Source organism: Anaeromyxobacter sp. SG17, from assembly GCF_022690695.1.
Taxonomy (GTDB): Bacteria; Myxococcota; Myxococcia; order Myxococcales; family Anaeromyxobacteraceae; genus Anaeromyxobacter; species Anaeromyxobacter soli.
Genome location: NZ_JALCYX010000034.1, coordinates 16,424 through 29,018 on the forward strand (window position 1 = coordinate 16,424; position 12,595 = coordinate 29,018).

12 protein-coding genes are annotated in these 12,595 nt (G+C 75.3%); 4 read left to right on the plus strand and 8 right to left on the minus strand.

Features of this window, described 5'->3' with window-relative positions; translation table 11 throughout:
• The first annotated feature begins 65 nt into the window (after nucleotides 1–65).
• Nucleotides 66–1,223 (plus strand): M20 family metallopeptidase, encoded by a 1,158-nt coding sequence (locus tag MNY60_RS13735; RefSeq protein ID WP_242340415.1) that lies wholly within the window; start codon nucleotides 66–68, stop codon nucleotides 1,221–1,223.
• A 36-nt stretch (nucleotides 1,224–1,259) separates the two neighbouring features.
• Here MNY60_RS13735 and MNY60_RS13740 read toward each other — a convergent pair whose 3' ends face one another.
• The 3 genes from MNY60_RS13740 to MNY60_RS13750 are packed head-to-tail and all read right to left on the minus strand — an operon-like array spanning nucleotide 1,260 to nucleotide 3,460.
• Nucleotides 1,260–1,787, minus strand: a complete 528-nt coding sequence (locus MNY60_RS13740; RefSeq protein ID WP_242340414.1) for a hypothetical protein — start codon at nucleotides 1,785–1,787, stop codon at nucleotides 1,260–1,262.
• A gap of 42 nt (nucleotides 1,788–1,829) precedes the next feature.
• Nucleotides 1,830–2,810 (minus strand): transglutaminase domain-containing protein, encoded by a 981-nt coding sequence (locus tag MNY60_RS13745; RefSeq protein WP_242360821.1) that lies wholly within the window; start codon nucleotides 2,808–2,810, stop codon nucleotides 1,830–1,832.
• Nucleotides 2,807–3,460 (minus strand): DedA family protein, encoded by a 654-nt coding sequence (locus MNY60_RS13750; RefSeq protein ID WP_242340412.1) that lies wholly within the window; start codon nucleotides 3,458–3,460, stop codon nucleotides 2,807–2,809. The genes MNY60_RS13745 and MNY60_RS13750 overlap by 4 nt, the downstream gene beginning before the upstream one ends.
• Nucleotides 3,461–3,564: 104 nt before the next feature.
• Here MNY60_RS13750 and MNY60_RS13755 point away from each other — a divergent pair, with 104 nt between their 5' ends.
• Nucleotides 3,565–4,737 (plus strand): hypothetical protein, encoded by a 1,173-nt coding sequence (locus MNY60_RS13755; protein ID WP_242340411.1) that lies wholly within the window; start codon nucleotides 3,565–3,567, stop codon nucleotides 4,735–4,737.
• A 20-nt stretch (nucleotides 4,738–4,757) separates the two neighbouring features.
• On the opposite strand, the gene MNY60_RS13760 is transcribed toward MNY60_RS13755, so the two are convergent.
• The 5 genes from MNY60_RS13760 to MNY60_RS13780 form a co-directional block, all read right to left on the minus strand.
• Complete coding sequence (locus MNY60_RS13760) at nucleotides 4,758–5,231, minus strand: DUF1003 domain-containing protein (protein ID WP_242360823.1); 474 nt, start codon at nucleotides 5,229–5,231, stop codon at nucleotides 4,758–4,760.
• Nucleotides 5,232–5,657: 426 nt separating this feature from the next.
• Nucleotides 5,658–6,941 (minus strand): outer membrane protein assembly factor, encoded by a 1,284-nt coding sequence (locus MNY60_RS13765; protein WP_242360825.1) that lies wholly within the window; start codon nucleotides 6,939–6,941, stop codon nucleotides 5,658–5,660.
• 228 nt (nucleotides 6,942–7,169) lie between these two features.
• Nucleotides 7,170–7,733 carry a DUF5666 domain-containing protein gene (locus MNY60_RS13770; protein ID WP_242360828.1) on the minus strand — a complete coding sequence of 188 codons (564 nt, stop codon included), beginning with the start codon at nucleotides 7,731–7,733 and terminating at the stop codon, nucleotides 7,170–7,172.
• 300 nt (nucleotides 7,734–8,033) lie between these two features.
• Nucleotides 8,034–9,674 (minus strand): AMP-binding protein, encoded by a 1,641-nt coding sequence (locus MNY60_RS13775; protein ID WP_242334987.1) that lies wholly within the window; start codon nucleotides 9,672–9,674, stop codon nucleotides 8,034–8,036.
• A 78-nt stretch (nucleotides 9,675–9,752) separates the two neighbouring features.
• Nucleotides 9,753–10,724, minus strand: coding sequence for a quinone oxidoreductase (locus MNY60_RS13780; protein ID WP_242334990.1), 972 nt, complete (start codon nucleotides 10,722–10,724; stop codon nucleotides 9,753–9,755).
• A gap of 119 nt (nucleotides 10,725–10,843) precedes the next feature.
• On the opposite strand from MNY60_RS13780, the gene MNY60_RS13785 reads away from it, so the two are divergent.
• A complete protein-coding gene (locus tag MNY60_RS13785; RefSeq protein ID WP_242334993.1) occupies nucleotides 10,844–12,130 on the plus strand; it encodes a hypothetical protein in 1,287 nt (428 codons plus the stop codon).
• 94 nt (nucleotides 12,131–12,224) lie between these two features.
• On the plus strand, nucleotides 12,225–12,506 hold the full coding sequence (locus tag MNY60_RS13790) for a rhodanese-like domain-containing protein (protein WP_242334996.1): 282 nt from the start codon (nucleotides 12,225–12,227) through the stop codon (nucleotides 12,504–12,506).
• The last annotated feature ends 89 nt before the right edge of the window (nucleotides 12,507–12,595 follow it).

Below are 12,595 nucleotides of genomic sequence, written 5' to 3' on the forward strand. Positions count from 1 at the left end.
GCGGCCGGCGCGGCCCGCCGAGGGCGAGGTCGCCCCCGCGCTCGCGCACCGGAGGTCTCGCCCTCATGGCCGGCCGCATCGACGACGCCCTCCACTGGCTCTCGGGCCAGCGCGGCGCGCTCGAGTCGCTCCTCGAGCGGCTCGTGGCAGTCAACTCCTTCACAGCGAACAAGGCCGGCGTGCAGGCGGTCGCGAACCTCGTCGCGGGACAGCTCCGCACGCTCGGCTTCGCCGTCGAGCTCCGCCCCTCGACGCGCTTCGGCCCGCACCTCGTCTTCAGCGGGCCTGCGGACGGCGCGCCGGTGTTCCTCGTCGGCCACACCGACACGGTGTTCCCGCCGGGCACCTTCGAGGGCTTCCGGCGCGAGGGGAGCCGCGCGGTGGGGCCGGGCGTCTTCGACATGAAGGGCGGCATCGCGGTGATGCTGTACGGGCTCGTCGCCGCCAAGCGCGCGGGCCTCCTCGAGCGCGTGCCGGTGAAGGGCATCCTCGTCGCCGACGAGGAGGTGGGCTCCCCGGAGTCGCAGCCGCTCATCCGCGCGCACGCGCAGGGCGCCGCCTGCGCGCTCGGCTTCGAGTCGGGCCGGCCGGGCGATCTGCTCGTCACGCGGCGCAAGGGGGTGGGCTCGATCCACGCCGAGGCGCGCGGCGTCGCCGCCCACGCGGGGAACGAGCACGACAAGGGTCGGAACGCGATCTGGTCGATCGCGCGCTTCGTCGATCGCGTCCAGGCGCTCACCGACTACGAGCGCGGCCTCACGGTGAGCGTCGGGCTCGTGTCCGGCGGCACGACCAAGAACACCGTGCCGGCCGAGGCCCGCTGCGACGTGGACCTGCGCTTCGAGACGGTGGAGGACGGGCAGCGCCTCGGCGAGGCGATCCAGGCGATCGCGGCGGAGGCGGCCGTCCCCGGCACGACCCTCGAGCTCTCGCACGGCGGCTGGCGAGATCCGCTCGAGCGCACGCAGGCCTCGTCGGCGCTCGCCAAGGAGTACGGCGACTGCCAGCGCGAGAGCGGGCTCGGCCAGGGCGAGGCGCCCCTCGTCGGCGGCGGCTCCGACGCCTGCACCACCGGCGCGGCGGGGATCCCCTCGATCGACGGGCTCGGGCCGCGGGGGAAGGGCTTCCACACCACCGGCGAGGAGGTGGACCTCTCGACCCTCGTGCCGAAGGCGACCGCGTTCCTGCGCTTCCTCGCGCGACGGGCGGGCTCCATCGCGTGACGGACGGCGGTCCGGGGCGGGCCCGCTGGACGGCCTTCAACGCGCGGGCTGCGGGGCGGCGCTCCGGCTCTTGGCGCGCCGGCGCGGCGCGGTCCCGAACGCTTCCTCCGCTGCCTTGAGCCGCCAGCGCTCGAGCTCGTCGCGATGACGCCGCGCGCGCGCCTCGAGGGCCCCGAGGTCGAAACCTTCGAGGCGGGGCTCGTGCCGCTGCGCGCGGGCCAGCGCGCTCCAGAGGCCGCGCCGCGACTCGCTGCCGGCGGCGAGCGCCTCGAGCTCCCAGACGCGCGACAGCGGCGAGTAGGAGAGGAGGCGCCCGTTCAGCTTCAGCCGCCCGGCCAGCTCGCCGAGCATGACCGCCGTCTCCTTGAGCCCGCTCGGCGTGCCGCCGAGCGCCTTCAAGACGTCGCGGACGAGCTCCCGATCCTCCTGGAGCTCGGGAAGGAGGCGCTCGAGCGGCTCCGCGTAGGGCGAGCCGCGGTTCGAGGCTAGCGCCCGGCGAGCGAGCCGTACGCCGCCGAGCGACAGGGCGAGGTGGTCTTCCACGTACCGCGCGATGAGGTCCACGCCGGGAAGATGCGGCCGGAGGCGCGCCGGCGCCCGGAGGTCTCACCGCGCCAGCACCGCCGCCCGCCCCCAGCACGCCAGCACGCGCCTCCCGGCGGCGAGCGCTCCTGCGCGATCGCCGGGCGCGAAGCGCGCGAGCGTGAAGCGCGGACCGCGCGCGGGGAGCTCACCGAACGAAGGGTCGACCGGGACGTAGCGATCCCCGTCGCGGAGCTCGGCCCACGCGTGCCAGACGAAGCCTCTCCCGTCCCAGGCCACCCCGAGCGCGGTGCGACCCACGTGTCCGCGGCCCCTTGCGCGCGCGAGGTAGGCGGCGGTCTTCTCCCGGCAGCTCGCGCCCGGCGCGGCAGGCGCGGGGAGCGGGGTCGCCGGCGCGGGCGCCGGCGGGTCGAGCGACACGCCGCAGAAGCTCGACGCGAGGACGGGATCGACCGGGCCGGGGACACGAACCGACAGGCGCGGCGGCCGCCCGGGCACTGCGGCTCGCCCGTCGCGGACGAAGCGCGTCCCCTGCTCGGGGAGCTCGATCGCGGCCGGGAAGCCTCCCGGACCGGGCGTGACGCGCTCGCGCACGCCCAGCACGGTCGCGTCGAGCGCGCCCGACGCCCAGGCGCCGCACGCCCGACCGGCGGCGAGCGTCTCCTCCTCGAACGCCTCGAGGCAGGCGGTCCCCTCGCCCTCCCTCGCGGCGGAGGCGAGCAGGAGCTCGGCGAGCGCCGCCGGGACGCGCCCGGCCGGCGCGGCCTCGTGCGTGACCACTCCGTCGCGCGTCCTGAGGATTTCGCCGGTGGCGACGCCCTCGCGATCGACCTCGGTCTCGAAGCGGCGGGCGGTCACCGCGCCGCCGGCCTCCTCCGGGAGCCGCAGGCGCGTCTGCAGCACCGCCCGGCAGCGCGGCCCCTCGCAGCGCACGGCGAGCTCGGCCGCGCCGACCGGGACGCCGCCCACCTCGACGCGGTAGCGCGCGCTCCCGTCGGGCAGCGCGAGCCCCACGACGAGCACGAGCGCGGCGGCGAGGCTCACCGTCCCTCACCGGCGCGGGCGGCCCGCCGCGCGGCGCGCCGGCGCCACAGCACGGCCGCGAGCGCGAGCGCGGCGACGATCGCCACGACGATCCAGGCGGCGCGCGTGTAGCGCTCGAAGAGGAGCAGGAGCTCCTCCACGTTGTGCGCGACCAGCGCCCCGGCCCCGAGCAGCACGGCGTTCCAGAGCGCCGCGGAGAGGCCGCCGTAGAGGAGCACGCTGCGGAGCGGGATCCCCGACGCGCCCGCGGCGAGGAAGAAGAAGGCCCGGAGCCCCGGGAAGAAGCGGTTCGCGACGAGGAGGAGCGCGCCCCAGCGCCGGTAGCTCGCCTCGAAGCGCAGCAGCCGCTCCTCCGAGAGCGGCCGCCGCTCTGCGAGGCGCCGATCGAGGCGGCGCCCCAGGGCGGCGCCGATCCGGTAGTCGACCCAGGCCCCCAGCACCGCGCCGGCGGTGACCGACACGAAGGTGACGGGCCAGGAGAGCTCTCCCTGCACCGCGTACCAGGCGCCGAGCACGACGACGAGATCGCCCGGGAACGGCGGGAACACGTACTCGACGAAGCTCGCCGCGAAGAGGATGAGGGGCGCCACCGGCCCGGTGCGCGAGACGGCGTCGGCGAGCGTCTGGGCGAGCCCGGTGAGCGAGGCCACGCGCCGATGTTACACATCGATGCACGCCGGGGCGATCACCTCCTCCGGCGCCCCATCCGCTCCATCGCGCGACCGGCCGCCGGTCGGCGTGCTATTCCCTCGCCGTGGATCGCCGCTCCCTCGCCGTCACCGCCGCGCTGGCGGCCCTGTGGCTCGCGGCCGGCTACCTCAACGTCGCGCGCGGCGCTGCGCACGCCGGGGCGGGGTACCGGTTCTGGTCGTTCCAGCACCACTGCTACTCCGACGTCATCGCGCTGCACGGGGATCGCTACCTCGGGGGCGCGCACCCGCTGCCCTACCTCGAGGATCGGATCGAGTACCCGGTCCTGCTGGGGCTCGCGCTCTGGCTGCCGTCGTACGTCCCCGGCGGCGCGCTCGGTCACTTCACCGCCACCTACCTCTTCCTCGCGGCCTGCCTCGCGGTGACGCTCCTCGCGCTCGCGCGGCTCCCCGGCGCGCGCCCGTGGTGGCTCGGCGCGACCCCGGCGCTCGTCTACTACGCCGGGCTCAACTGGGATCTCCTCCCCATCGCGCTCCTCGCCCTCGCGCTCCTCGCGGAGGAGCGCGGTCGCGTCGCCGGCAGCGGCGCGCTGGCGGCGCTCGGCGTCTCGGCGAAGCTCTTCCCGGCGGCGCTCGTCCCGCCCGCCCTCGCCGCGCTGGCGTCGAGGCCCGGTCCGCGCCTGCGCGCGCTCCTCCGCTACGCGGCGGCGCTCGCCGGCGTCGTCCTCGCCGTGAACCTCCCCTTCGCGCTCGCGGCGCCGGAGCGGTGGAGCTGGTTCTTCCGGTTCAACGCCGGGCGAGGCGCGGAGAACTCCATCTGGGACGCCTTCGCCATCCCGCGCGGGCCGCTCCTCGAGGCGCTGTCCGCGGGGCCGCTCGCGCTCGCCGCGCTCGCCGGCGCCGCGGCGACCTTCCTCGCGGCCCGCCGGGGCGGGGATGCGGCGCGGGCCGCCCGGCTCGCGACGGCGCTCGCGCTCGTCGTGTGGATCGCGACGAACAAGGTGTGGAGCCCGCAGTACGCGCTCTACGGCTTCCTCGCCGGCGCGCTCGCCGCCGCGCCCGCGACGCTGTTCGCGGCGCTCACGGCAGCGTCGATCTGGGACTTCCACGTGGCGTTCGAGGTCCGGGCCCGGCGCTGGGAGCCTTGGTTCCGCGACCACCTGTTCCACCCCACCGCGGTGGTCCGCACCCTGCTCTGGCTCGTGCTCGCCGCGCTCGTCGCCCGCGCGCTGTGGCGCGAGGCGCGGGGCCTCGCCCCCGGGGCCGCCGAGCCCTGACGGTGGAGCGGCGGCGGCCGTCACGTGGGCGGCGGCGCGCCCTCGCGCGGCTCGTCCCCCTCGGCGCGCTCGATGCGGTCGAGCACGGCCTCCGGGCGGACGTCGCGCCCGAGCTCCTCGAGCTCGGCGCTCCGCGACTCCTCGATGCCCATGCGCTCCGCGATCGCGGCGACGAGCCGGATGAGCCGCGTCACCTCGTGCTCGCCGAGCAGGCTGATCTGCAGGTCGAGATCGGCCCGCCGGTCGGCCACCGCGGCCATCCGGTTCTGCATCACGAGCACGAACGTGGAGAGGAAGATCGCCTCCACGGACGCGGCGGTGGCGAGCTTCACGAAGTCCGCGTCGAAGCGCGGGGCGCCCGGCAGCAGGCCCACGTTCGCCGCGATCCAGAGGGCCACGATCACGAGGTGCAGGTAGACGAACGTCATCGAGCCCGCGAAGCGGCCGATGCGCTCGGCGAGCCGGTCCTGCAGCGCCGCGCGCCGCTCGTCCACGCGCCGCCGCGCGAGGATCGAGGCGATGTTTCGCTCGAGGACGCGCGCGAGCCCTGCGCCTCGCCCCTCGACCTGCCCTGGGATGTCATCCGCTCCCCCTGAGCGGGAAGCTAGGCACCAGCGGCTCGCCCCGTGCAGCCGGGCCGTCCGGAGCACGGCGCGCACGCGGCGGCGGGGGGCGCGGCACGCCCGCCCGTTCGCTGAACGGCCAATCATGACTCGCGAACAGGCGAGCGAAGCGAGCCCGCCGGGGCGACGCCGCGGAAGCGGCGAAGCCGCTCGCGGCGGCGCACGGGACCCGGCGAGCAGGGGTGGGGCCCCGACGAGCTTCGCCCGGCGGGGCGGGGGCGCAGCCCCCGTTCGAACATGGCTAAACGACAGCGTGATTCGCGTCACCGAAGGTGATCGCGAAGCACGAACTGTCGTTTAGAACGCCTCCAGCACGAGCACGTACACCTCGACGCCCGTCCGGCTCGCGGCCAGGTCGAGCCGGATGTTGGCGCCCTCCTCCGTGAGCCGGAAGCGCAGGCCGGCGCCGCCGGTGACCTGCACGGTCCGCAGCGAGAGGTCCCGGAGCCCCGGGGCGACGGCGCCCGCCGCCGCGAAGGTGGTGGCGCTGATCCGCTGCCAGACCGGCACCCGCAGCTCCGCCTGCGCCGCCCAGTCGAGCCGGTCGCGGTAGCGGCCCTCCCGGACGCCGCGCAGGAAGTGGGTGCTTCCGAGCTTCGGCAGCAGCGTGAACGGTGGGTCGCCGTGGGCGCCCTCGGCGTAGCCGTCGAGCCCGAGCACGCGCCCGCGGCCGAGCCCCAGGAACCGGCTCACCTCCAGGACCCCGCGCCCGAAGCCGTGGCTCCGGCCGAACCCCTCCGGCGCGTAGACGTACCAGGTCTGCGCCAGGGTCCCCGTGGTGGGCCAGAAGGCGCTGTCCCGCGAGTCCCAGCGCGCGCTCGCGCCGAGCGCGGCCGCGGAGTAGCCGTTCCACCCGGTGACGTCGCCTTCCGCGAGCGCGCTTCCCGGCCGCCGGTCGCGGATCTCCTCCGCACGGAGGTCCAGGCGCGGCCCGGCGCTCAGGTGCGCGACGATCGGGAACTCGGCGGCGATCACCAGCTCGGCCGCGCGGCGGGTGAAGTCCTCGCGCTGCGCGGTCGTGGTGTGCGGGCCTATCCCGTAGAACACGTCGGGGAAGTGGACGACGCGCGCGCGCCCGGACAGGAGCGCACCGCCCGGGAGGTAGACGTCCCCCGCGACGTCCAGCGAGCCCTGCCGCTGCAGCGTGTAGACGGCGCCGGCGAAGAGGCTGCTCGTCCGCGGAGCGCCGTCGAGGTGGAGATGGAGGCCGCCGCTCACGCCGAAGCCGAGCCGGGTCTCGGGAAGCCAGAACAGGACCGGTAGCGCGAACCAGCGGCTCCCGCGGTGCGTCGCCTCGGCGGCTGCGACGTGCCCGGACTGATGGGCGGAGGTCTCGGCGGACCGCTCTCCGGGCTCGGTCGGCGGCGCCGGAGGAGGCGGCGGCGGAGCTGCTCGAGGGCGTGACTCCTGCGGCGCGGGGTCCGTGGCCTGCGACGCCGGCGCCGCCGGCGCGCTGCGCGGTGCGTCCCCCGCCTGCGCGCCCTCCGCGGGCGCCGCCGCGGCCGAGGGATCCGGCGGAGGCAGCTCGGGCGCGCCGGCGCACAGCGCTGCGGATGCGAGGAGGACCAGGGCGACGCTCATGGGTCGAGAACGAAGCTACCGCCGGGCCAGGCGCTGCGCAGGGCGAGGAGCGGGGCCTCCCTCATGGCGCAGAGAAGGCGTCCTCCGGCGCACGGCCCCCGCGGACACCCGCGAGGAGCGGGTCGAGGAGGAGGCCGCGGAGCCGGCGCTCGCGCCAGGCGCCTCGCAAATGCAAGGGGCTCCCCGGAGACGTCCGGGGAGCCCTTCGAGCAAACGCCGCCTGCGGCGCTACTTCATCTTCTCGGCCTTGATCTCCACGGCCAGCGGCTTGTCGTCCTTGAGGTTGAACGACGCCTTCACGTCCTGCCCCTGCTTCAGCTGGGACGCGGCGACGTGCTGGCCGTCGAGCTCGATCTTCGTGTTGTGATCGACGCTCAGCTTGGCCGCCGGCAGCTCGTCGCGACGGACGGTGATCGAGCTCGCAGTGACGGCCTCGATCTTGCCCTTCACCTCGTAGTTGTCCTTGCCCTCGAACATCGGGTGCTTCCGCTCGTCGCGCGCCGCCATCGAGCCGGTGCCCGTGCCCGCCGCGGTGCCCTGGCGCATCTCGTCCCTGCGCGCGTCCTGCACCTTCTCCTGAGCCTCCGCCTTCTCCTTGCGGACGTCCTTCTGCGCCTCGGCGGTCTTCTTCTGCGCGTCCGCCTGGGCCTCTGCGGTCTTCTCGTGCGCCTTGGCCTCCGCCTTCTGGACCTTCTCCTGCGCCTCGGCCTCCGCCTTCGCCGGATCCTCCGCCCGGACGCCCTGCGCCCAGGCGAGCGCGGCCAGCGCGCCCACGATTGCGATCTTTCTCATGGTCAACTCCCCTCCCTGTGGCGGGCGTCGCGCCCGCAAGCGAGAAGGTGCGCACTCTCCCGCCGTCCGGGAAACCTGGCGTCTGCGAGCGGGTCGATGCACGCCAGGGGGCGGAGGCGGACGCAGCGGCGCCCGTCCACCCCTCGACGTTCCATCCGCCCGCGCGGCGCGCGAGGGAGCGAGCCCCTTCTCCGAGCGTGCACCTTCGACTCGGCTCGCCGCGATCGCGACGGCAGGCGCGGCGCGCCTATTCAAGCGCCCCGCGGGCTCCCTCCGCCGCGGGGCTCGAGGGTCGAGGTGCTAGGCGGTTTCGATCCGGGCGGCCTTCTCGAGCCCGAGCTCCTGGATCGCCTGCTCGCGCATGCGGAACTTCTGGACCTTGCCGGTGACCGTCATCGGGAACGCGTCCACGAACTTGTAGTAGCGGGGGATCTTGTAGGTCGCGATCTTGCCGCGGCAGAGCCGCCGGAGATCGTCGCCCGTGAGCGTCACGCCGGGGCGCAGCTTCACCCACGCCATGAGCTCCTCGCCGTACTTCGCGTCCGGCACCCCGATCACCTGCACGTCGGAGACGCCGGGGAGCGTGTAGAGGAACTCCTCCACCTCGCGCGGGAAGACGTTCTCCCCGCCGCGCAGGACCATGTCCTTGATGCGGCCGACGATCTTCACGTAGCCGTCGGCGTCCACCGTGGCGAGATCGCCCGTGTGCATCCAGCGCCCGGTGTCGATCGCGTCGCGCGACGCGGGCGCGTCGTTCCAGTAGCCGATCATCACCGAGTAGCCGCGCGTGCACAGCTCGCCCGGCGTGCCCCGCGGCACGACGCGCCCGGTGGTCGGATCGACGACCTTGATCTCGACGTGCGGGTGGACCTGGCCGACGGTGGTGACCCGCTTCTCGAGCGGATCGTCCGGGCGCGACTGCGTGGACACCGGCGAGGTCTCGGTCATGCCGTAGCAGATCGTGACCTCCGGCATGTGCATGTCCCGCTGGACCCGCTTCATCACCTCGATCGGGCAGGGCGAGCCCGCCATGATGCCGGTGCGGAGCGACGAGAAGTCGAACGCGGAGAACTCCGGGTGGTCGAGCTCGGCGATGAACATCGTCGGGACGCCGTAGAGCGAGGTGCAGCGCTCCTCCTGCACGGTCCGCATCACCGACTGTGGCTCGAAGCTCTCCGCCGGGATCACCATCGCCGCGCCGTGCGTGGTGCAGGCGAGGTTCCCCATCACCATGCCGAAGCAGTGGTAGAAGGGCACCGGGATGCAGACGCGGTCCTCCTCGGTGTAGCGGAGGTACTGCGCGACGAAGTAGCCGTTGTTGAGGATGTTGTGGTGCGAGAGCGTCGCGCCCTTCGGGAAGCCGGTCGTGCCGCTCGTGTACTGGATGTTGATCGGCTCGTCGAACTGCAGGTCGCGCTCGACGCGCGAGAGCTCCTCCTCGGAGAGGCGGCGCGCGTCCTGCCGGAGGTCGGTCCACTCCTCGTCGATGACGATCGTCTGCCGCAGCTCCGGGCAGCGGAGCCGGACCTCCCGCACCATCGTGACGTAGTCGGCCTGGCGGAACGCGCGCGCGAGCAGGAGCGTCGAGACGCCCGCGTGCCGGAGCGCGTACTCGAGCTCGTGCACGCGGTAGGCGGGGTTCACGTTCACGAGGATCGCGCCCACGCGGGCGCAGGCGTACTGGAGCACCACCCACTCGAACCGGTTCGGCGACCAGAGCCCGACGCGGTCGCCCTTGCGCACGCCGCGGACGAGCAGCGCCCGCGCGATCTCGGAGGTCTGCTCCCAGAGCTCGCGGTACGTCGCGCGGTACCCCTGCTGGACCGAGACGAGCGCCTCGCGCTCCGGGAACCGGGTCACGGTGCGGCGCAGGTTCTCCCCGATGGTCTCGCCGAGGAGCGGCGCCGAGGACGGGCCGCTCAGGTAGGAAGGTGCGTACAAAGAGATGCCTCCCGCGCGCGGTTCGCGCAAAGGTCGGCATCGTATTTCGGCGGGCGAGCGGCCGCTAGACCCTGCGCGTCAGGGCAAGAGCACCACCGACCCGGTGGTCTCGCGCGCCGCGAGCGCCCGCTGCGCGTCGGCGGCCTCCGCGAGCGGCAGGGTCCGGCCGATCTGCACCCTCACCTTCCCGGTCCGCAGCATCTCGAAGAGCGCGGCGGCCCCGCGCTCGAGGTCCTCCCGCCGGGCGATGTACGTGAAGACCGACGGCCGCGTGAGGAAGAGCGAGCCCTTCCGCCCGAGCACGGCGGGGTCGAACGGCGGGACCGACCCGGAGGCGTTCCCGAAGAGGACCATCAGCCCGAGGGGCGAGAGGCAGTCGAGCGATCCGTCGAAGGTGGCCTTGCCGACGGAGTCGTAGACGACCGGGACGCCCGCGCCGCCGGTGATCTCGCGCACGCGCCTCGGGAAGTCCTCGCGCGTGTAGACGATCACGTGGTCGCAGCCGTGGGCGCGCGCGATCTCCGCCTTCTCGTCCGAGCCGACGGTCCCGATGACGGTCGCGCCGAGCGCCTTCAGCCACTGCACCGCGATGAGCCCGACGCCGCCGGCGGCGGCCTGCAGGAGCACCGTCTCTCCCGCACGGACCGCGTGCGTGCGCCGCACCAGCGCGTGCACCGTGAGCCCCTTCGTCAGGACCGCCGCGGCCGTGCGATCGGCGATGTCGTCGGGCAGCTTCACGAGCCGGTCCGCCGGGACGAGCCGCACCTCCGAGTACGAGCCCGGCGGCCCGGTGTAGGCCACGCGATCGCCGGCGTGCACGTGCGTGACGCCGGCGCCGACCGCCTCCACCACGCCGGCGCCCTCGACCCCGACGCCGGACGGGAGCGGCAGCGGGTAGAGCCCGGAGCGGTGGTAGATGTCGACGAAGTTCACGCCGATCGCGGTGTGGCGGACGCGCGCCTCGCCCGCGCCGGGCGCGCCGACCTGGACGTCCTCGAGCCGGAGCACCTCCGGCCCGCCGGTCTCGTGGAAGCGGATGGCCCTGGGCATGCCCGGCTCCTAACCTTGGGCGGCGCGGCACGCCAGGGCCCGCCCGGCGCGGGCGAGGCCGAGAAAATCAGGGGAGCAGGCAGGCGGAGCCCCATCGGCGTGCCGACACTGTCCCCGCCATGCGCCCCGCCAACCACCTCCTCGCACCTCGGCCGTCCGTCCTCCTCCTCGCCGCGTCGGCCCTCGGGGCGCTCCTGGCGTGCGGCGGCGCGGGCGGTCCGCCCTCCTCGGGCGCCACCGCCGGCGCGGCGGGTCCCGATGTGCCACCGCCGCCGTCCTCCAGCCCCATCGCCGCGTCGGGCGCGCCCGGAGCGGCCTCCCTGGACCTCGAGCGGCTCGACGCCGCCGCCGAGTGCGACGCGCTCGTCCCCACCGCTGCGCCCGAGCCGGTGACCGTCCGGCTGACCGCCCCCGCGGGCGGTACCTGCGTCGCCGGCAGCGCCGACGGGACCGGCGCGGTCGCGCTCGGCGTGCGCGACGCGGCGGGTGCGCTCACCTGGCAGGCGCGCTCCCGCGACGGTAGCCCGCTGGGCACCTTCGCGGCCGAGGCGCTCGTCGCCGCGCCGGACGGCTGGCAGGGGCTCGCCGGAGCGGCCGGCACGGTCGAGCACGTCTCGATCGCGCCCGACGGGCGGGTGCGCCGCGCCTCCCCGATCTCGCCGGACCCGGCGCTGCGCACCGGCTTCCGCTCGAGGCTGGCGCAGGATCCCCAGGGCGGGAGCGTGGTGCTGTTCCGCTCGGTCACGGTGGCCGGCAACCACTGGAACGCGCTCGACGCGTTCCGCTTCGACGCGAGCGGGGCGCCCCGCTGGCCCGAGGCGGTGCCGGTGTCGTCCGACCCCGACGCGGCGGAGCCGTACTTCATGGCCGCCGGCGTCTCCATCACCGGCGCCGCGCTCATGCTCTTCCAGGACTCCGCCTACCTCCGCGCGCACTGGGTCGAGCCCTCGGGCGCGGCGGTGGCCGACGCCGGCGAGCCCGAGGCCTCCGCCGCCGTCGTCGGCGAGGGGCTCAGCCACGACGTGGACGTCGCGCCGCTCCTCGACGGCGGGCTCGCGGTCCGCTCGGACGGGAGCTGGCTGCGCCGCTACGCGCCGCTCGCCGCGCGCTCGGAGCCCCTGCCGGCCTGGCTCGCGGAGCGCGCGCGCTGGGGGTACCGCCTCACGCGCGGCAACGCGGGCTACGCCGCCCTGGAGCCCGCCGGCGTGGCCGCGCCCGACTGCGTGCAGCGGATCGAGCTCGTCGCGCCCTCGGGCCGGCTCTGCGGTCGCATCACGATCCGTGAGGGCGCCCAGGGCTGCACGACCGGCGCCCTCGACCAGGGCTGGGACGGGACGGTGGTGCAGCAGTCCGGCAAGGACGCGTGCACGTTCCGCTGGTGGCCCGCGCTGCTCGCCCGCGGCTGAGGGCCCGACGGCCGGCCCCGGCCGAACCCTCCATCCCTCCCGCGGCTCTCATCGGGCGGCGGCCTCTCGCCGCCCCCGCAGCCGGAGGAACGCCGTGCGCTCGAGCCTCATCGCCGTGGCAGCCGTCCTCGCCGCGCTCGTCCTGCCGGGCGCGGCCGGCGCCCAGGTCAGGACCGTCGGCGCCGACGAGGTCCGGGCGCTCGTCTCCGGCGCGCGGAAGGCCGTCCTCGTGGACAGCCGCAGCCCCGAGGAGTACGCCGAGGCCCACCTGCCGGGCGCCATAAGCATCCCGGCGGCGTGGACGAAGGCGTACCAGGGCTCCCTCCCGAAGGACCGCGCGGCGCCCATCGTCTTCTACTGCCGCGGCGGCGGCTGAACGCTGAGCCAGGAGGCCGCCCGTGCGGCGGCCGAGATGGGCTACAAGAACCTCCACGTCTACCAGGGCGGCCTGCCGGACTGGCTCGG

Coding starts and splice junctions, on each gene's coding strand:
- MNY60_RS13765 (WP_242360825.1), bottom strand. CDS start 6,941: ATGAGCGTCGCCCTGGTCCTCCTCGCATCCGCAGCGCTGTGCGCCGGC.
- MNY60_RS13780 (WP_242334990.1), bottom strand. CDS start 10,724: ATGCCCAGGGCCATCCGCTTCCACGAGACCGGCGGGCCGGAGGTGCTC.
- MNY60_RS13785 (WP_242334993.1), top strand. CDS start 10,844: ATGCGCCCCGCCAACCACCTCCTCGCACCTCGGCCGTCCGTCCTCCTC.
- MNY60_RS13770 (WP_242360828.1), bottom strand. CDS start 7,733: ATGAGAAAGATCGCAATCGTGGGCGCGCTGGCCGCGCTCGCCTGGGCG.
- MNY60_RS13735 (WP_242340415.1), top strand. CDS start 66: ATGGCCGGCCGCATCGACGACGCCCTCCACTGGCTCTCGGGCCAGCGC.